At 61.4% G+C, this 19,099-nt stretch carries 15 protein-coding genes and 1 tRNA gene; 9 read left to right on the forward strand and 7 right to left on the reverse strand.

Annotation, left to right across the window (positions count from 1 at the left end):
• The coding region (locus BUB04_RS20425; protein WP_492215223.1) for an IS1634 family transposase N-terminal domain-related protein at window positions 1–199 on the reverse strand (199 nt) is incomplete at its 3' end.
• A gap of 291 nt (window positions 200–490) precedes the next feature.
• A complete protein-coding gene (locus tag BUB04_RS15400) occupies window positions 491–2,608 on the reverse strand; it encodes a hybrid sensor histidine kinase/response regulator (RefSeq protein ID WP_073041099.1) in 2,118 nt (705 codons plus the stop codon).
• A gap of 283 nt (window positions 2,609–2,891) precedes the next feature.
• On the opposite strand from BUB04_RS15400, the gene BUB04_RS15405 reads away from it, so the two are divergent.
• The 7 genes from BUB04_RS15405 (at window position 2,892) to BUB04_RS15435 (ending at window position 9,172) form a co-directional block, all read left to right on the forward strand.
• The gene (locus BUB04_RS15405; protein WP_073041102.1) at window positions 2,892–3,680 is read left to right on the forward strand and encodes a DUF4197 domain-containing protein; all 789 of its coding nucleotides are present in this window, start codon (window positions 2,892–2,894) and stop codon (window positions 3,678–3,680) included.
• Window positions 3,681–3,768: 88 nt separating this feature from the next.
• Window positions 3,769–3,846 (forward strand) — tRNA-Glu (locus tag BUB04_RS15410).
• A gap of 425 nt (window positions 3,847–4,271) precedes the next feature.
• Window positions 4,272–5,666, forward strand: a complete 1,395-nt coding sequence (locus BUB04_RS15415) for a TIGR01777 family oxidoreductase (RefSeq protein ID WP_084076555.1) — start codon at window positions 4,272–4,274, stop codon at window positions 5,664–5,666.
• 56 nt (window positions 5,667–5,722) lie between these two features.
• Complete coding sequence (locus tag BUB04_RS15420) at window positions 5,723–6,844, forward strand: hypothetical protein (protein ID WP_073041104.1); 1,122 nt, start codon at window positions 5,723–5,725, stop codon at window positions 6,842–6,844.
• 447 nt (window positions 6,845–7,291) lie between these two features.
• Window positions 7,292–7,660: a hypothetical protein gene (locus BUB04_RS15425; RefSeq protein ID WP_073041106.1), complete on the forward strand. Its 369-nt coding sequence runs from the start codon at window positions 7,292–7,294 to the stop codon at window positions 7,658–7,660.
• A 106-nt stretch (window positions 7,661–7,766) separates the two neighbouring features.
• Complete coding sequence (locus tag BUB04_RS15430; RefSeq protein WP_073041108.1) at window positions 7,767–8,216, forward strand: PaaI family thioesterase; 450 nt, start codon at window positions 7,767–7,769, stop codon at window positions 8,214–8,216.
• Between the two features lie 44 nt (window positions 8,217–8,260).
• A complete protein-coding gene (locus BUB04_RS15435) occupies window positions 8,261–9,172 on the forward strand; it encodes a dihydrodipicolinate synthase family protein (RefSeq protein ID WP_073041110.1) in 912 nt (303 codons plus the stop codon).
• 216 nt (window positions 9,173–9,388) lie between these two features.
• Here BUB04_RS15435 and BUB04_RS15440 read toward each other — a convergent pair whose 3' ends face one another.
• Window positions 9,389–9,685: a ComEA family DNA-binding protein gene (locus tag BUB04_RS15440; protein WP_073041112.1), complete on the reverse strand. Its 297-nt coding sequence runs from the start codon at window positions 9,683–9,685 to the stop codon at window positions 9,389–9,391.
• A 224-nt stretch (window positions 9,686–9,909) separates the two neighbouring features.
• On the opposite strand from BUB04_RS15440, the gene BUB04_RS15445 reads away from it, so the two are divergent.
• The gene (locus tag BUB04_RS15445; RefSeq protein WP_073041114.1) at window positions 9,910–10,485 is read left to right on the forward strand and encodes a hypothetical protein; all 576 of its coding nucleotides are present in this window, start codon (window positions 9,910–9,912) and stop codon (window positions 10,483–10,485) included.
• Window positions 10,486–10,760: 275 nt separating this feature from the next.
• Here BUB04_RS15445 and BUB04_RS15450 read toward each other — a convergent pair whose 3' ends face one another.
• The 4 genes from BUB04_RS15450 to BUB04_RS15465 all read right to left on the reverse strand — a co-directional run bounded on the left by BUB04_RS15450 (window position 10,761) and on the right by BUB04_RS15465 (window position 16,909).
• On the reverse strand, window positions 10,761–11,621 hold the full coding sequence (locus BUB04_RS15450; protein WP_073041116.1) for an N-acyl amino acid synthase FeeM domain-containing protein: 861 nt from the start codon (window positions 11,619–11,621) through the stop codon (window positions 10,761–10,763).
• A gap of 130 nt (window positions 11,622–11,751) precedes the next feature.
• Window positions 11,752–12,654, reverse strand: coding sequence for an N-acyl amino acid synthase FeeM domain-containing protein (locus BUB04_RS15455; protein ID WP_143156519.1), 903 nt, complete (start codon window positions 12,652–12,654; stop codon window positions 11,752–11,754).
• Window positions 12,655–12,730: 76 nt separating this feature from the next.
• Window positions 12,731–15,163, reverse strand: coding sequence for a tetratricopeptide repeat protein (locus BUB04_RS15460; protein ID WP_073041118.1), 2,433 nt, complete (start codon window positions 15,161–15,163; stop codon window positions 12,731–12,733).
• Window positions 15,164–15,706: 543 nt separating this feature from the next.
• Window positions 15,707–16,909 (reverse strand): PilZ domain-containing protein, encoded by a 1,203-nt coding sequence (locus BUB04_RS15465; RefSeq protein WP_073041121.1) that lies wholly within the window; start codon window positions 16,907–16,909, stop codon window positions 15,707–15,709.
• A gap of 819 nt (window positions 16,910–17,728) precedes the next feature.
• Here BUB04_RS15465 and BUB04_RS15475 point away from each other — a divergent pair.
• Window positions 17,729–19,096, forward strand: coding sequence for a sigma-54 interaction domain-containing protein (locus BUB04_RS15475; protein ID WP_073041126.1), 1,368 nt, complete (start codon window positions 17,729–17,731; stop codon window positions 19,094–19,096).
• The last annotated feature ends 3 nt before the right edge of the window (window positions 19,097–19,099 follow it).

Consider the following 19,099-nt stretch of genomic DNA (forward strand, 5'->3'; position numbering starts at 1 on the left):
CGGGGCGTTGCCCGGTGAGGATCTCTTCAATGCGATTTGCTAATCCTTTTAATTGTTTGGGCTCGAGGTCCAGCTTTCCCAAATTGAGAAGAGTCCTCTGCCTAGGCCCCTTGGGAGTCCTGTAGGACTCGACCAACTGGTGGTAGAAGTAGGTGGTTCCCGTTTGGTGATCTTTTTTTCTGACTCGTCGAATGAACATAGTAGCAGGACATTAGCATGAGGAGGGAAGGCGAGTCAATGCGGGCTGCCCTTTTTCTACCACTACACCGAATTTTCGGGGCCTCATCAACGACCTTTCAGATAGTTAGATGAGCAAAATCGGTACACTGTCGCACTATGCAGCATATAGATGACAAACTTGGGCTAAGTAACGCCCGGAATCTCTTCCGCAGTCCTGAAGGGCTGCGCTACGAAAAAAAGTCATCCCCGGCGTATCCCCAGCGTTCTCGGACAAGGTCCTGAGGGGTTGGATGGTACTCTAAACGGCACCCTATCCCTCCTTCGCCGCATCCAGGATCTTCCGGATGGTCTGCGTCAGTTCCTCGGCGGAAAAGGGCTTTTTCAGGACCATATCGATTCCCATGCTTTTCATCTCCCGGACGCTCACCTCTTCCGTGCGCCCGGTGATCAGGATCATCGGCAGATCGGGGCGATGCCGCTTCACTTCCAGCGCCAGCCGGTCCCCGGTCAGGTGCGGCATGATGAGGTCCGTCACAAGGAGATCCACGGTGCCTGGATTGCCGGCGATCTCCTGGAGGCATCTTTCAGGGTCCGTGAAGGACTGCACTTGGTAGCCCAGCTTGGTGAGGATCTGGGTGCCTGCATCCACCACCGCCTTCTCGTCGTCCACCAAGGCGATCCGCTCCCGCCCTCCGGCCAAGGGGGCCTGGGTGGAGATGTCCGTGGATTCGTGCGAGCTTTCCTTGCGCGGAAAATAGAGGGTGAACGTGGTCCCTTGGCCGGGCTGGGAAGCCACGTCGACGGCTCCCCCGCACTTGCGGACGACGGCCTGCACCGTGGCCAGGCCCAGCCCCGTTCCCTCTCCGGGCGGCTTGGTGGTGAAGTAGGGATCAAAGGCCCGCTCCAGTACGTGCGGCGTCATGCCTTCGCCGGTGTCAGCCACGCTCACTTCCGCGTACGGGCCGGGTTCGAGAGTGGACATTCTCAACGGCACTTGCCGGTCGACCGTGATGCATCGTACGGAAACGGTGAGTCGGCCGCCGGTCTTTCGCATGGCGTGCCCTGCGTTGGTGCACAGGTTCATGAGCACCTGGTGAATCTCCGTGGGGTCCGCTTCCACCAAGGCGTCCTCATCCTGAAGGTTCGTTTCGATGGTGATGGTTGCAGGGAGGGCCGCCCGCATGAACTTGAGCACTTCCTTGACGATGGGGGCGATCAGGAGAGGTTCGCGCTCCCCCGGCTGCCGGCGGCTGATGGTGAGGATCTGGCGCACCAGGTTCTTGGCCCTCAGGCCCGCCTTGCGGATTTCCTCTAAACTTTCCCGCAGCTCCCCCTCCGGTGGGCATTCGAGAAGGGCCAGATCGGTATAGCCCATGATGGCGGACAGGATGTTGTTGAAGTCATGGGCGATGCCTCCGGCAAGGGTCCCCAGGGCCTCCATCTTTTGAGCCCGAAGGAGGCTTTGTTTCATCTGCTGAGCCCTTTCCACCGCCTCCACGTACCGGGTGATGTCCGTGACGGAAAAGACCAGATTCCGGCGGGGGTTTTCGGGATCCATGGGCGCGTAGGCCAGGAGGGCGTGAAACAGGGAGCCGTCCTTTTTTCGGACTCGGGCCCGAGTCAGGCCCGTGCCTCTCTTTTGGATCTGCTCGTAGATGTGCTTGCCGGCCCTGTGGTATTCAGCTTCGCCCGCATAGCAGCAAAGAACGCTCCGGTCGATGAGTTCCTCCTCCCGGTAGCCGAACATGCGGCAGAATTGCTCGTTGACGAAGAGAAAACGGCGGTTGGACACCAGGCCCACACCGGAGGGCAGGGCTCGAAAGAGGGTGGCGAGGAAGTGTTCCTTCTCCTTGAGCTGTCTCAGAGCCTCTCTTCTCCGGCGTTCCCCCATTCGGTTTCGAAAGGCGAGCACCTTGTTGCGGGCCAGTTCGCCGCAGAGGTGGGCCAGGGTTTCATCTCCCGAAATGTCCGGCGGGAAGGAGGCTGCCAGAAACCCGATGAAACCCTCATTATGATTCAGGGCGGCAACGAAATCGCATCGTTCCACCTCACGTTCAGAAAACGGGCAGGTAGTGCACCGCCCCCGGGGAAGGCGGACGCTTTTGGCGGGATCGGCCTTTCGGGCTTGGGAAAAACAGGGCGGCCACGCCTCTTCCTTTTCCAGCGCACTCAAGGGTGGTTCCGCAGGGCTGGCAAAGCCCACCTGAGCCAGCCCCATCGGCCGACTGTCCGGATCCAGGAACACGACGGCGCATCGGGAAAAGACGCCCTTTTCAGAAAGGCATCGGCAGGCGATCCGTGCCAGGTCCCCCGGGTTTTCAATGGACGCGGCAGCCCGGTCGATGGCCTGCAGGCATGCGAGTATCGCCGAAAGGTAGTGGATGGGGACAACACAGGACGCCCCGTTGGGGTGGAATGCGTGGTCCACGACGGTTCCCTTCCAAGATTCCAAATATTGCCCTGGCATTGTCACCCGGTTACAAGACGGGAAAGGGGAAGGATTCGCCTTGCCGTTTCGGATGACCAACCCCGAGTGGTGCGCGATTGCATGGGGTTTTTCTTTCCCCCGCTTGGCGGACGGGCATACGTTCCGCCCCAACCCAAGAGGTCCATCGGCTTTCGCACGGGGTGCTCAAGGTCTTTCCCTCGGAACCGCACAGGAGAAAGAGTCGTCCAATCTACAGGACAATCAACTTATACGGAGGAAAACCATGTCATGTAAAGATTGGTTTCACATCCCCTGGAGGAGGTTTCGCAGAGGCCTGCTGTTCTTTGTGCTCATGGCCCTCCTGGCGGGCTCAACGCCGGCCGATGCGGGCACCGGCTGGCTGGAAAAGGGGAAAAGTCTTTTGGGGGGCGCCGCTTCGAAGTCGTCTTCCTCATCCACTTCCACGAACCTGTCCGACGGCGAGATCGGGTCCGGCCTCAAGGAGCTGCTGTGTGTGGGATCCGAGAACGTGGTGAACCGCCTGGGCCGAACGGACGGCTTCAACTTGGACCCGGAGGTCCACATCCCCCTTCCCGGTCAACTGGACACGGTCCGTTCGGTCCTTTCCAAGGTGGGCAAGTCCCGGATGTTGGACGATTTGGAACTTCGCCTCAACCGGGCGGCGGAAGTCGCCACGCCCAAGGCCAAAGACCTGTTCGTGCAGGCGATCCGGGACATGACCCTGGAGGATGTGCGAAAGATCTATGAAGGCCCGGACGATGCCGCCACTCAGTATTTCCGGTCCAAGATGTCCAAGCCCCTGGCGCAGCAGATGGCGCCCGTCGTTTCCGAGAGCTTGGAGGACGTGGCGGCCGTCAAAAGCTACGACAACGTCATGAAGGAATACCAGTCCATACCTTTCGTTCCGGACGCCAAGGCCGATCTCACCGAATACGTCACGGAAAAGGCCATCGACGGGATTTTCTATTACATGGGCAAGGAAGAGGCGGCCATCCGGCGAAACCCGGCCAAGCGCACCACCGAGCTGCTGAGAAAGCTTTTCGGTTCATGACGAAAACCCGTGCGGAGTGAGCATTCATAAGCGTCAAAAAGTGCTTGACACCCGGAAGGGGTGCTGGTATAGACGCCGAACGTTGCGTGTCCCCATCGTCTAGCCCGGTCCAGGACACCGGCCTTTCACGCCGGCAACGCCGGTTCAAATCCGGCTGGGGACGCCACCGAAAGATCGAAGGCTCGGGAATCCTCCCGGGCCTTTTTTTGTGGCGCTCCGGGAGCCTTGTGTGAGACGTGACATTCGACCTTGGAGCGTGCCCGAAAACGCTAAGGATAACTTTTCCCGTAGCGCAGCCCTTTAGGGCTGCGAAAGAATCCCCGGGGGTCGGACGGGCCATCGGGTATTGCCTGTCACGTCATTGGCTATGATGGCCCCTTCCCGCGGGGCTGACGCCCCGCGCCTACGAAAGAAGTTGGATCCCTTGTCGGTTGATCAAGGAAACCTGTTGTTGGACAGGCTCCCTGGTAAGCCTCGTCCTTCGCCGGCGCGTCTTGAAGAACGGCGGTTCGTGTGAGAAGACCCGGGCATGGGTCTGGGCTCGCCAGGGCGTTCCGCCGCTTTGGGACAACCTGTTGGGGTGAGAAGATCATGTTCGGGGAAAAAGGTCCTTCAGGCGGGTCGTTCCGCCTATCGAGTGTGGTGCCCGCGCCGGTCGAGGGCGTCTTCTCGTGGCACGAAAGGCCCGGGGCCCTGGAGCGGCTCACGCCCCCTTGGGAACAGCTGGAGGTTTTGCAAAGTCCCGGGGGACTCCGGGAGGGTGCGGAGGCGCTGCTTCGCCTTCGGCTGGGGCCGCTTCGCCTCCGGTGGAAGGCGCGTCATACGGACTACGATCCCCCTGCGTTTTTTGCCGACGAACAGGTGTCCGGCCCCTTCGCCTTCTGGCGGCACGAACATCGCTTCGATCCCGCGGGGCCTCGAGCCACGCGCATGACGGACCTGATCCGCTACCGCCTGCCGGGACCGGCCGGCATGCACCAAGTCTTGGAACCCCTGGTGGCGGCGCGTTTGAAGCGCACCTTCCAGTATCGTCACGAAACCCTTCGTCACGACATGGCCTGTATCGGCCGTTACGGAGGAAGGCCGCTTCGCATTGCGGTGACGGGTTCCGGCGGCGTGATCGGTTCCCGCCTCATTCCCTTCCTCACCACGGCGGGCCATCAGGTCGCCCGGCTGGTGCGGCGCCGTCCGCACCCGGGCCGAAACGAGGTCTTTTGGGATCCCTATGCGGGAATTCTTGATACGGACGCCCTGGGCCCGGTGGACGCCGTGATCCACCTGGCGGGCGATCCCATCGGGAAAGGGCGCTGGACGGAGGAAAAGAGGACGCGGATGCTGGAAAGCCGCACCCTCCCCACGCGTTTTCTGGCCGAAAGGATGGCGTCCCTGGAGCGTCCTCCCCGCGTCTTCTTGAGTGCGTCGGCCATCGGTGTGTACGGCCATCGAGGGGACCAGGTGCTCGTGGAAACGGACCCGCCGGGCCGGGATTTCCTGAGTTCCATCTGCCGCCGGTGGGAAGCGGAGGCGTCCGCCTTCTCATCCGCCGGCCGATTGGTGCTCCTCCGGATCGGTATCGCTCTGACCCCCCGGGGAGGGGCGCTGGCGGAACTTCTGCCCGTTTTCCGCTGCGGCGCGGGAGTGGTGTTCGGATCCGGGCGCCAGTTCTGGAGCTGGATTCACGTGGACGACGTGGTGGGAGCCATCTACCATGCCCTCTGGACCGAATCGCTGCACGGGCCGGTGAATCTCACGGCCCCGGAACCCGTGCGTCAGGAGGACTTCTCCTGCTCGCTCGCTCGTTTGCTCCGCCGGCCCGTGGGGCTCCGGGTGCCGGAGGCGGTCCTTTCCGGCTGCATGGGGGACAAGGGCCGTGAGATCTTGCTGGCCGGCACCCGGGTCTTTCCGCGCCGGCTGCTGGCCACCGGCTACCGATTCCGCTATCCGTCGTTGGAAGGAGCCCTGGCGGCGCTTTTGGGCCGTTGCTGAAAGCGCGAGCGGAAACCGCGAATGAACACCAATGGACGCCGATAGGAAAACGGCTCATGTCTCGACCGCTCAAATGGACGCTCTTCGTGCTCATGAGCTCGGCTCTGGCCTTCGGATTCCTGGACCGGTGGTGGCCCGGAGGGCCGGACGCGCTGCCCTTTGAACGGCTGCATATCTTTCTTTTCAACCTGTGCGCCGGCGGCACCATCCTGGTCTATCACACGGAAGGCGCGGGCCGCATGACCCGGCGCACGGCGGCTTTCCTCTTCCTGTCGCTGGTCTATGCCCTGGCGGCCTTCCTTTCCCATTACGGCCTGTGCGTCGCCGTCGCCTGGATCCTGAGCGTTTTGGTGGAGGGACTGCGGCAGCGGACCTTCGGAGTGCTCCCGCTGGAATTTTTCGACTTCCGGGTCCGGGTGACTCGAAAGTTCCATCAGGCATCCTTGTTGTGCCTCGGCATCGGGCTTTTGCTTTCCGGGGTGGTGATCCTGAACAACCAATTTTACCATTGGGTTTCCTGGCCCCGGCTGGATCTTCGCTCCTTCTTCCTGGGTTTCTCCTTTCCCCTGTCCCTCATCACCATGTCCGTCATGTTTCGGCTCATCCGCGAACAGCTCACCCCGACCGTCCGCGTGCTCAAGAACGTGGCCTTCTGGACGGTCAACCTGGGGGTGATCCTCTTTTTCGCCTTCATCATCTTCGACCACTTCGGCCTACAGCTGGTGGTCTCCAGTGTGCTGACCCTCTGTGTTCTCCTGATTTTCGCCCTCTACGCCCGCCTGGGTCTTCCCGAACAGCAGAAGAACTTCCTCACCTCGGGCATTTGCTTTCTCCTTTTCACCGCCGTGACCGGTATCGCCTATATCGCCTTGCACTATGCCGGCCGCTACAGCCCCCAAACGGATGCCTTCCTGCTCCGGCTCCACGCCCTGGTGTCGCTCTACGGCTGGAACCTGAGCGGGCTGGCGGTGCTGTGCCGCTACGACGACTTCCCCATCCGGCTCCATTCCCAAAAGCTCATCGCAGCCCACTGGCTCACGGTGGCCGTGCTGGCGCCTTTGGGCTACACGGCGATGCCGGCCGCTCCCCTCGCCTGGATCGGGTTCACGGTCGTGGTCCATGCCATCCTTTTCAGCCGGCCGGGCGCAGGCCGATACGACGAGGCGAAGGCGGCGTAATGTGCGCGGCGAATCGGTGCGGGTCCGGCGGGGATGCCGAAAAGGAGGGGGACCGCCTTTCACGGCTCAAGTTTTCCCGTCCTCCGGCCGATCACCCTATCGATGCGCCCGTATGTTTCAGGGGCGTCCCACGGGTTTCAGCCCCAATCGAAGGGCAAGGCACTGGGGCCTCCTAGGAGCCTGTCCGAGAACGCCGCAAACCGTCACTCCCGCGCAAGCGGGAGTCCATAGGTTCCCGGGAATCCTGGATCCCCGCTCCCCGTTCAAGCCGGGGACAAGCTTCGCGGGGATGACGGATGGAGACAAGACGAGGCAAAGAACCCATTCTCAGACAACCTCCTGGGGCTGAGGGGCGACTTTGCCGGAAAAACAGGCCTGTGGTAGAAAGCAGGAAGGATCTTCTCGAAACGGGCCGCCAATGCGTCTTCCCGATGCGGAGGGTGGATCATGTCCGGAATCGTGGTGGAAAAGAAAGACGGCAAAACCGTCATCACGGTGGTGCAAAAGGAACGGGAAGACGAGGGGAAACCTGCGGAGAAGGGGAGGCCCGGCCCTGAGGGTGTGCCCGAAGATCGCACCGTGCGCCGCACTTTTCTTCACGACGTGCTGGGGCGCCGCCTCGTCTTTCACCTGGCCACCGGAGAAGAGGTGGAAGGGATCCTGGATGGCTTCGACAGGGAATCCCTGCGCGTGGAGGACGCCTACCTCCTGAGTGCCGACAAGGAGATCCGCTGCGACTGGATGATCCTGGAGCGCCGTCAGCTCGTCTCCGTCTACCCGCCGGCTCGATCCCGCGCGAGACGCCGCGAGGACTGATGCCCGTCCCATCTCTCCTTGACTGAACCCGCTTCACCTGTCATCCAGGTCGGGACCATTGCCGGAGGGGTGATGGATCGATTCATCTTTCGAGGAGGGGGAAAGCATGCAGAACAGGATGGACATGGTACAAAAACAGGTGGAAACCGCCATTCCCTTCGTGGCCCGGGCGGGCCTCAAGGTGCTGGAACTCCAACCCGGGTACGTCAAGCTCCTGATGCCCTTCAAAGGAAATGAAAATCACGTGGGCACCATGTACGCGGGGGCGATCTTTACGCTGGCCGAAATTCCCGGCGGCGCGTTGGTCTACACTACTTTCGATCCCCAAAGGTATTACCCGGTGGCCAAGGAGATCACCATCCGGTACCGGCGCCCGGTGAAGACCGACGCCACCATTGAGGTGCGGCTGAGCCCCGAAGAGATCAAACGCCTCCAGGGGGAAGCCGATCGAGAAGGGAAGGCGGAATTCGTCATCGAGGCGGACATCCTGGACACCACGGGTGAGGTGGTGGCCATGAGCCGGGGGATCTACCAGGTGCGTGCCGTGGGCATGTAACCGGCTCTGTTTTCAGCGACCTCAAGGGTGAAAAGAGAAGGGGGATGGCGGTGGTGCTGGAGGGAATCTATCCCATCGTTCCCACGCCGTTTACGGAATCCGGGGCGGTGGACCTGGAAAGCGTGGAGCGCCTCGCGCACTTCATGGTGGAACGGGGCGTGCACGGTCTTGCCGTGCTGGGGGCCCTGGGGGAAGGGCACAAGCTGAGCGAAGCCGAACGGCGTTCCGTGGTGGAGACCTTCCGGCGCCGTCTCCCCTCGGAAAAGGGACTGGTGGTGGGCGTCCGGGCTCCGGCCACGGACCTGGCCGTGGCGCAGGCCCGTTCCGCCCGGGATCTGGGGGCCGATGCCCTGCTCGTGGGCCCTCCGCGCGTGCAGAAGGACGACGTGCTCTTCACGTTTTACCGGCGGATCCACGATGCGGTGGATCTTCCCATCATCATCCACGATTATCCGGCGGAAACGGGTGTCCTGATCTCGGTGGACCTCCTGGCCCGCTTGCATGGGGAATGCCAACGCATCCAATATGTGAAGCTGGAGGATCCGCCCACCGGGCCCAAGATGGAGGCGGTCTGGAAGAAGGCGGGCAAGGGCCTCAAGATCTTCGGGGCTCTGGGAGGCCTTTACGCCCTGGAAGAGCTGGAGCGGGGCGCCGTGGGAATCATGACCGGATTCGCCTACCCCGAACTCCTGGTGGAGCTCCATCGGCGGGTCCGGGAAGGGCGCATGGGCGAGGCGGCCGAACTCTTCTACGACATGGCGGCCCTCATCCGCTTCGAATTCCAGCCGGGGATCGGGGTGTCGTTGCGAAAGCACGTGCTGGTGCGCCGGGGCGTCTTCCGCACCGCCGTGGTGCGCCACCCCGGCCCCGATGCCGACCCGGTCACCTTGACCCAGCTCTTTCGCATCGTGGACCACTTGAAGCGGAAGGGAATTCTGCTGGACGGGTGCCTTTAGGCTTGCTGGAGCCGGCTTGCCTGCGATCCGGATCACGGCTCAGGCGGCTCCGCAACGAACGGATAACACCCGTCCTTTACACCGCGTTCTTGGCGTTCATTGGCTGTTCCGTTTCGCATCAGAGGGCCTGCGCTGCGCGAGATAGGCTCATTTCCGAGCCGGCGGCAATCCTTGTGACATCCCGGCGGGATCTCCGCCCCACACACAATCCCTTTCCTATTCAACGGTGATCAAATCCTTGATGGCCTCGTATTTCTTGGGGCCGATCCCCTGGACATTCTGGATGTCTTCCTTTTGCTTGAAGGGGCCGTTCTGTGTCCGGTATTCGACGATGCGCTGCGCGATGGCGGGGCCGATGCCGGGGAGGCTCTGGAGTTGCTCGGCATCGGCGGTGTTGATGTTCACGAGATCCGTGGCCGCGGCCGTCGATGCGGCAGCGGTCAACAAAAACGCAAGGACCATGGCTGCACACAGACAAAAGGTGCGCCTGCGATGAGATGTTTGGGCTTTCATGGAAATCCTCCGTGGGCAGGATAATAAACGGGCGGGAGATCCCCGGAATGTCCGTTGGATCGATGAGGCCATCCTATCCCGCCCGGAAAGTGCCGGCAAGCGTTACCTGTATGGTCTCCGTCCGAAGACTTGCCGTGGTTGGATGGGGGACCTTGCCGCGGAGCCTGGAAGGGCCTATAAAGGGACGTAGAGTGGGCAGGTGGCGAGCCTTTGGGAGGTGACCCATGAAGCGAGATGGCGCCGTAAGAATCCTTGCGGGAATCGGAGTGTGCTTCGTTTTCCTTTTCCTGAGTCCTCCTTGCCGGGCTCAGGACGGGTTCACCCAGAAGGACCGGGAGATCCTGACCCAATTGCGCGTTCAGATGGCCGGAATGGAAGCACGCCTTGGCGAGACGGACAATCGCTTTGGCCAGATCGAAAAGCGCTTTGAGCAGATCGACAGACGTTTTGAGCAAATCGACAAGCGCTTTGAACAAGTGGATAAGCGCTTTGAACAGATCGACAAGCGGTTCGAACAGCTGGATCTGCGCCTTGCCGAGCTGCGCCGGGACGTGAACGCTCGGTTCGATCAGCTCATAAACTTCCTCTACATGCTGGCCGCCATTTTTACCACCCTCGTGGTGGCCGTGATTGGATTCGCCTACTGGGATCGCCGCACCATCATCGGTGAGGCCAAGCGCCAGACCATGGAAGAGATGGAACGCAAGGGACTTGCCTACAACATCCTGCGGGTCCTTCAGGAATACGCCGAGAAGGATCACGACCTCAAGCGGATCCTCCAGACCTTCAAACTCCTGTAGGAGCTTGTCCGAGAATGCTTTTTCAGCTCAGACAGAAAACCCGCCATGGCCCATCCAACGTGCGGGCTTCTTCCGCAGCCCTAAAGGGCTGAGCTACGGGAAAAGCGGTCATCACTGGCGTTTTCGGACAGTCTCCTACAGGAACCTGTCCGAAAACGAACCCGAAAGCCCCTCCCACCGGGAGCTTGGGCCTCCGGCCCGCACACCAGGGGTGAGACACGCCCGCGCGCTGCCCGTTATCCAAACGAAAGCGGGGATCCAATGCTGCCCCGGTTTCAATGGACGCGAATGGGAAGGGGGCAAAGATAGGCCACGTTGTGCTGTTGCGCAGGGGTGAGGTCGTTGAGCGAACAGGGCTCCAGGCACAGAAACCGGTAGATCTCCTCGCGCTGGAGCGGTTTGGGCACCCCGAGGGTCCGATGGGCCTCCTTCCACCCCGTGGCATTCTCCCAGGACCCGGTGAGAAAGCGGTAGACGTTCACTTCCGGGGGAAGGTGACCGTAGGCGGCCCGAAGCCGGTCGGCGATGGTTTCCAGGTCCGCCCTCAGGGCCACGGCCGGGGCGTTTACCAGCGGGTAGAACCGTTCGGGCCCCAGATCCTCGAAAAGAAAAACGGTCTTGTAGAAGGGAGCGTGGCGCGGGTTGACCATGATGCAGAGATCCGTTACGCGCTTTTCCAGGGCGTGGCGGTAGGCGGCCCGGCAGAGCACCATGAAGAGCCGCTGCCAGCAGAAATCCCGCCGTGTCGCCAGCGCGCTCAATTCGGCCAGCCTGCGGCCCCGGCTCCTCAATGCGTCCAGTTCCCTCCCATAGAGCTTGTCCATGGGAAGGCCGTAGAGGTCCGTGTCCAGCACGTGGGTCAGCGTGGCGACGACGGCATCGTTCTTTTTCAAAATGAGGGTGGAGGAGGTGGGCAGCACGTGATGGAGCCCGTAGTGCATCCCGGTGGGATTGGGGCGCTGGATGTAGCCCAGTCTCAGGTATTCCTGGTGCACCACGGAAAAGGCGGCCCGCCGCTCCTCCGCGGTGTCCGCCCATTTGATGGCCAGGCGCTCCTCCACGGCCGGCTCGAACGAAAGCAGCCGGCCTTTCCGGACCAAGGTCAAGCGACGGTCTTTCACCGGCTTGGTGAGCATGCATTTCTCCTTTGGAAAGGTAGAGTAAAGGCTTGTCGGAAGAAGCGGTACCCCATACAGGCCGCAACCTGCCTTCCAGTGGCAGAATCACCGCGCGATGTCAAGACATTTGGTGGTCAGGCCGGGAAGGTCAGGCCGACGGTCCCCGGGGGAGCTGAGGGTAGCTTTCGTACAGGTAGGCTCGCTGTTCGGGCGTGAGATTTTCGAGAAGCGCAGGATCCAGCTCCAGGAAGTGCCGCACGACCTTGGTGCGGCGGCCGTTGGTGATCACGGGTCCCGCGGATTTCGACCGGGAAGCCGGCAGGCCCGGTTGAGCCTCTTCGGGGAGGAAGCCCGTCATGCGGTGGAAGTAGGCGTAGAGGTTGCAATCCACTTCCAGGGAATCGTAGGTTTTCTTGAGGCGTTCCGCAATGTCGTCCATGTTGACGCGCAAGGCAATCGCCGGTGCGTCCACTCGGGGGTAATGGCGCTCGGGACCGAAATTTTCAAAAAGAAAGATGGTCTTGTAAAAGCGCACATGTTTGGGGTTGACGGCGATGCACAGGTCGTTCACTCCCCGGTACCGGGAGTACTGGTACATGATCTGAGCGAGCAGCATGAAGAGGTTTTTCCACCTCAGCTTGGGCGGGGTTACGAGCGCGGAAAGCTCGACGATCTTCCGGTCCTTTTCCCTGAGGGAGTCCAACTCCCTACGATAGATCACATCCATGGGGAGCCCGAACTCCGGCGTGTCGAAGATCTCGGTGAGGGTGGACAGCACGGTGAGATAGGACTTGGCTACAAAGACAACCGTTTCGGGAAGGAGGGAATGGATGCCGAAGAGCATCCCGTGGGGTTGGGGGTCCTTGAGATATCCCGTGCGGAGGTAGGTGTCGTGGACGAGGCGGAAGGCCTGCTCGTATTCATCCACCGTTTCCGCGATCTTGATGGACGGCCGGTCGATGTCCTCCAACTTCCATTGGAGAAGTCCCGATCTCTTGATTCGGATCGTTCGGCGCCGTTCCATGCCGTTGGGGGTGGGCGTTTCGGCCACGGGCAGCGTTCTCCTTGTCGGCCGGCCGGCGGCCCGGGGCTGTATCCTCCCCGGGGCCGTCACCGCCGTGCTTCGATCAACCCTTCACCTGCTCCAGCAACTTCACAGCCTTTTCTCTTTCCGGGAAAGTCGCATCCTTGGCAAGGATTTTCTCCAACTCGATGCGGGCCCGCTCCTTGTCGCCTCTTTCCAACAGGGCCACCGCCAGATGGTAGCGTATGGACGGGTTGTCCGGGATTTTCTCCAAAGCATCCTCAAATTGCGCAATCGCACTTGCGTAGGCCTTCTTGTGGACATAGATCCACCCAAGGGTGTCGGCCACGGCGGGATCGTCCGGCATCTTTTCCTTGGCCATCTGGGCCAACGTCAGGGCCCTGTCGATGTTGCCGCCCTGTTCCACCAGCAGCCAGGCCAGGTTGTTGGCGGCGGGCGCGAAGTCGGGACGCACCTCCAGGATCCTCTCATAATACTCTTCGGCTTTTCCGGGCTCGCCCTTGATCTGGTATAGCACACCGAGGCTCATGAGGGCTCCCACGAATTGGGGTTGCTTGGCCGCCACTGCTTCGAAATTTCGGATCGCCTCATCCAGCCGGCCGGTGGCCGTGTAGATCTGGGCCAGGTGGAGGTAGGGCGTGGGCCAATCCGGGCTGTATTTCAATGCCTCCTGGTAGAGCGACTCGGCCTGCGGCAGGTCCCTCTTCGTCAGGGATACCGCGGCTTTGAGTGCCAGGTGGGCGGCCTTGAGTTCCGGTTGCTCCGATTGGGCCAGGTTTTCGTCACAAAACGCCAGGGCCTTGTCGTAGTCGCCCTTGAGGGTGTGTACCAGCACGATGCTTCGCGCCACCGGAAACGATCCGGGGGCGGCCTTCCAGGCCGCTTCGTATTCCTTCAGGGCATCGTCCAGCCGATTCTCGCTGCGGTAAAGGGCGCCCAAGGCCATATATCCCGTGGGGTTTGCCGGGTCCATCTCTTTGATCTTAAGGAAAGCCTTCTCCGCGCCGTCCGGGTCTTTTTCCGCCAAGGCGATGCGTCCCAGGAGCATATAGGCGCGGATGTCTCTGGGGGTCCTTCGGATGGCCTCTTCGCACCTCTGGCGGGCCGCGGTCGTATCGCCGTCCCGGAGGAGAAATTCCGCCATCATCATGTTGGCCCTGGGATGGGAGGGAGCCAATTCCAGGGTCTTCTCCAGGGCTTCCCGGGCCAGATTTTCTTCGCCCAGGGACACGTGGCACATGGACTTGACGAAATAGGCTTCAGCCAAATTGGGTTCGTCCTTGATCAACGGCACCAGGATATCCAGGCTTTCTCGATACCGGCGGTTCTTGGCCAGAATCCGTGCCTTCATGAGCCTGGCATAGGCGTCCTTCTTCGATTTTCCGAGGACGGTCTGGATCTCCGCCAGGGCCTCCTCCGAACGGCCCTCATCGTAGTAGATCCGAATCATCTCCCGGTATGGTCGAAGGTCGTCGGGGTGCTGCTTCCGGGCTTTTTCGAAAATCTCAAGGGCTTCTTCGGTCTCCCCCTTGGCCGCCCGAAAACGGCCCAGGGCCAGCAGGGGTTCCACCTTGTCCGGGGCCGCCTCCACGGCCCTCAGCAGGATCTTCTCGGCCTTGTCCGGTTGGGAGCGGGCGATATAAAAGGCCGCCAGCGTGGCGTAGTAGGCCGGCTGGTCCGGAGCTTTCTCCACGCCTCGAAGCAGCTCCTGTTCGGCGTTTTCAAAGCGCCCTTGTTGGATGTAAAACCGGGCGAGATTCAGGTCGTGCAGGGCCTGCTCGGGGAACTTGTCCACCACCTGCAGAAGCGCTTCTTCGGCCTTTTCCGAGTCACGCAGGGCCATGTAAAGCTGCGCCAGGGCGTACAGAGAGCGGGGCGTGGCGTCCTTTTCGGAAGAGGCGAGAAGCGTTTTCTCCGCCTCTTCCAGTTTTCCGGTGGCCAAAAAGCAGCGGGCCAGCAGGATGGAGGCGTCCGTCCGCTGATTGTCCAACTCCAAGGCGCGCTGGAGCCGGCCCATGGCCTCGTCGTACTTTTCTTCCCTGGCCAGGAGGCCCCCGTCCAGGACGAGCCCCTCCACGTTGTCCGGGTCTTTCTCAAGGACGGTCCTGAGGGCTTCCCGCGCCTTGTCGGGCTGGTTTCCCAGGGTGTAGAGGGTTGCCAGTTTGAGTTGGGCGTCCAGGAGATCGGGTTTCAGGGTCACCGCCTGATGGAAGGCCTTGAAGGCGTTTCTCACATCCTTTTCCTTCAAATAGGCTTCCCCAAGCAGGTAGTGGGCGTCGGGGTCTTGGGCGTTTTCCTGAAGAGCCGTCTTGAGCTCGAGAATCGCCTCCTGGGTGCGACCCTCCTCGAAGAACTTGCGGCCGCGGTCTAAGTGTTCCCGGAACTTCTGCTCCGCACTGCCGCAGCCCGCGGCGGCCAGAGCCAGGCCGATGCTCAGAAAGCCGAGCAGCAGGTACAGTCTCTTGGAAGACCAACGGGCCTTGTTGTGATCGTTTCGAAAAAGAACCCTGTGCATCGCTGCCTTCCTCTCGTGGGGGTTTCAAGTTGCCGATAACCTGCATTGAGCGACTCTTTCGCCGTGTTCCTTATTACCTCCGCGCGATCAGCGGGCGGGGATAAACCCCGCCCCTACCCAACAGGTCCACGTGCCTTGGTAGGGGCGGGCTTTGCGCCCGTCCGACGGCACTTCGTTGTCTCGCCCTGCGTGATGAGGAGCTTGTACGAAACACGACCTCGTTCCGTTTCGCGCCAACGGCCTGTAGGGGCGAATGATTATTCGCCCCTACAGGGGTCTGCTTGCCAAAGGTGCGTTTCATCTTTCGTTGTCGCGGACCGTCCGTGATGGGGGTTAGTGTGAAAGGACAGTGTTTTCGACCCCTTGTAGCAGCGGCCTTGGCCGCGATTCGGATTGCCGGCAAGCCGGCTTCTACAGAAAATGTTTCTTGCTTCGCTCTTGCATCCATGCGGGGTAGCGAGCCTCGCCATGACTGTTAGGGAATAAGTTCTTTCGGATGAGCCATGTCCTTTCGTGTGTCTGCCGTTGCAGGCGCTAAGACTTTCAGGGACCGCTTGTCTCGCCGGACGTTTTCCTGAACGAAGGTTCCAGAGGCAGAACGAGCCGGATCACGTTTCTTCCCGATTCACTCCTGACCTGGAGCGTCGGCTCATGTTCTTCCAGGGCCAGCAGGCCGCAATAGAGCCACAGAGCGGCCTTCATGTCCCGCTGGGTAAAAGACTCCAGATCCAGAATGCCCTGGGGGCTGATTTCCAGCAGATCCCTGTCCAGCGCCCGCGAGCCGTTCTCCTCGATGGACACGACGAATCGGTCCTCGTCCGCTTGGGATTGCACCAGGATGCGCGATCCCTTGTTGAAAAAGGCGCTGCGGAAGGAAAAGACGAGCAGTCCGTCGAAACAGGTGGCGAAGTCCCGATAGCGCCCGAACATCAGGGGCAGGGGAGACCTCTTGTAGGTGATCTCGGGAAGCGGTGCATCGGTCAGGCCGGCCAACGTCTCCCGCATGCTCTGGACGGAACTGGCGATCACTTGCCCCATGTCCACCAAGTAGGCGTAATTCTGGCTCAAGGCCAGATGCTTGTCGCGCACGCACCGGAACATGGTGGCCAAGGCGCGCAGTTGGGAACCGGTCTTCTTCAGGTCCTCTGTGATCACCTTGAGCATGTCCGGTTGCGCGACCGCGTCGGATTGAAGCCTTTCGGTTCGGAAGGCGTTGAGGTCTACCCTGGCGGCGCAACTGGCCCACAGCGCCTGGGCCAGTTCCGAGACCGTGCCCAACATCTGCCCCCAGAGACTCCAGGGGTAGGTCTCCTGGATTCCATGGGCCATCAGGGGATACCGTTCCCGAAGCGTCCTGGCCCGGTGCACCTCTCCGTCGAAGGCCTCGCATATCTTCAGGGCGTAGTGGATGGGGATCCGTGCCTTCAGTTCTTCGTCCAGACAAACACCGCACCGGGAACTTCCCTCCGGCGTCTCCTCTTCCATGGCCGTCCAGCGGATGGTTCCGGTGACGTTGACCACGTCCCCGTTCAGGGCGACCCCCAGCAGGACACGGGTGCCGGGCTGGGGAAAGCGAGCCGAAAGGGACTGGATGCCCAGCCCTCGCAGGCTGAGATCCAGGAGCGTGGCGGCGTAGCTCTGCTGGGTCTGCAATTCCGTCACATGGGTCGGAAGGTGGATCGGAACCCGGAAATGCTTGCGCCTTTCCCTCGACGTTCCCTGCAGCCCACCGGTGGTCGCCCCCACTTCGTTCCTCCCCGCATCTGCACCTGAGCTTTCAGTTCATGGCATCCAGGAGGTCATCCGAGAATGCTTCTCCACTTCCAAGCCGAGACTCTCGAGACTCCGCCCGCCGTCTCGTCCCGGAACTTTTCGAAGCCCCCAAAAGGCTTCACTACGAAAAAAACGGTCCCTTTCTCGTCGTCGGAAAGCCCCCAGACCCGGTTCTCCAAGCTGTTCCCAACACTCCCGGATCTTTCCTGGATACGGGCGGAAATCAGCCCTCAAGGCAGCAATTAATGTGCCATGGGGAAAACTCCAACAGGCGGGCCGATGGCGGCCGGGAACCCTGGAGACAATATCAAGGAATTTCGGTGTCTAATGAGGGCCCGGTCGCGCCCTGTCCACCCATGGTCCGTTTCTCAGCCGGGGCTGCACGAGGAAGGAGATGCAACGGAGTTCCCTCATGGGGACCCTTTTGTTTCACAGGGCATGCAATTCGTTTCACAGGCTCCTTGAGCTCCCTCGGGAAAGACTAAAAGCTTGATGTTCCACACGTTTCATGGCTTTCGGCCGGACAAGGAAGTGAAAAACGTTGCACATAATGCGCAGTTGATTGCGCTTGGGAGGGGAACGCAGGGGTGGCGGAATGCCTCGGCAAATGGACAAGGCATGGCAAACACAAGAAAAAACGTGCTTCCTGGGCGGCTGGCATGCTTTTGGCTCTACCCCTTGCACACCGCGGGCGGCGCGGTGAGCGCCTCAGGGCGCGGGAAGGCAACGGCGGCGGTTCGGGTTGAGACCCGGCGTCGCATCGTGAGTTCAGCCACCACGAGACCAAAAGCCATGGACGACTCCAGGAGGAAGCCGGTCCTTATTTGTGCCCGGCAGGATGCCTACGGCCTCTATCTGAGCAGCCTGGTGGGACAGCTTGGAATCCCCCGCCATGTGGTCTGCGCTGAGCGCATCGATCGGACGTTGCTGGACAAAATCCGCCCGGTGCTGGCCGTGGTGGAAACTATGGGCGATGAACTGCCTTCGGTTTTCGCTGGAAGGGGGCGCCAAGGCGGCGACCTGCGGGCCCTGTTCGTCGCCGAGAGCCAGGACGGCGTTGGGGGGCGCGTGGAAAAGAGAGACGGTTGCACCATCTTCTTCAAGCCCATTCAGCCCGAGAGGTTCACCCGCCATGTGTGGGAGATCCTGGTGGGCCGCGTGGAGACGGATTCCTTTCGGCCGTTGTGCGAACCCTATCTCATCGGCAACTCGCAGGCCATCGATCAGATCCGCAGGACCATCGCCAAGATCAGCGCCACGGACCTGACGGTGCTCATCGGCGGCGAGACGGGAACAGGAAAGGGGCTGGTGGCCCTGGCCATCCACAACAACTCGCCCCGGCGATCCGGGCCCTTTCTGGAGGTCAACTGCGCCAACATCCCTTCGTCGCTCCTGGAAAGCGAGCTCTTCGGCTACAAGAAGGGCGCCTTTACGGGGGCGTGGGGCGACAAGCCCGGCAAGTTCGATCTGGCCGAGTCGGGGACGCTTTTTCTGGACGAGATTTCGGAGATGGCCCAGGCCATGCAAGCCAAGCTGCTGCAGGTCCTCCAGGACGGGGAATATTCGCCCATCGGAAGCGTGGAAAACAAAAAGGCGGACGTTCGTATCATCTCCGCCACCAACGCCGCCCTGGAGCAGCTGGTGGAGCAGGGGCGTTTCCGGAACGACCTCTACTACCGCCTCAAGGTGATCACGCTCCATCTGCCCCCCTTGCGGGAACGCAAGGAGGACATCGGGCCCCTTCGGGAGCATTTCCTGGAAAAGTACGCCATCCTCTACGAAAAGAAGCCCAAGGCCCTGTCCAAGGATTTCTGCCTGATGCTGGAGGACCACGACTGGCCGGGAAACGTTCGGGAACTGGAAAACGTCATCAAGAGCGTGGTGGCGCTGGGCAACGAGAGCATGGCCCTGGAGGGCCTTCAGCGAAACCGGGTCGGGGAGCGGCGGCGATCGGAAGGGGAACTGGACCTGGCGGAATTCCGCCGGTCCATACGCCGGCGATCCCTGCGGGAGATATCGCAGCAGGTGGCCGAACGGGCGGAGCGCAAGGCCATCGAAGAGGCCCTGGAACACACCCAGGGGAACAAGAAGGCGGCCGCGCGGCTGCTCCAGGTGAGCTACAAGGGTCTGCTCGGGAAGATCAAGGCTTACGGTCTGTGAGGA

Origin of the sequence: Desulfacinum infernum DSM 9756, from assembly GCF_900129305.1 — a bacterium.
In the GTDB taxonomy this organism is placed as follows: domain Bacteria; phylum Desulfobacterota; class Syntrophobacteria; order Syntrophobacterales; family DSM-9756; genus Desulfacinum; species Desulfacinum infernum.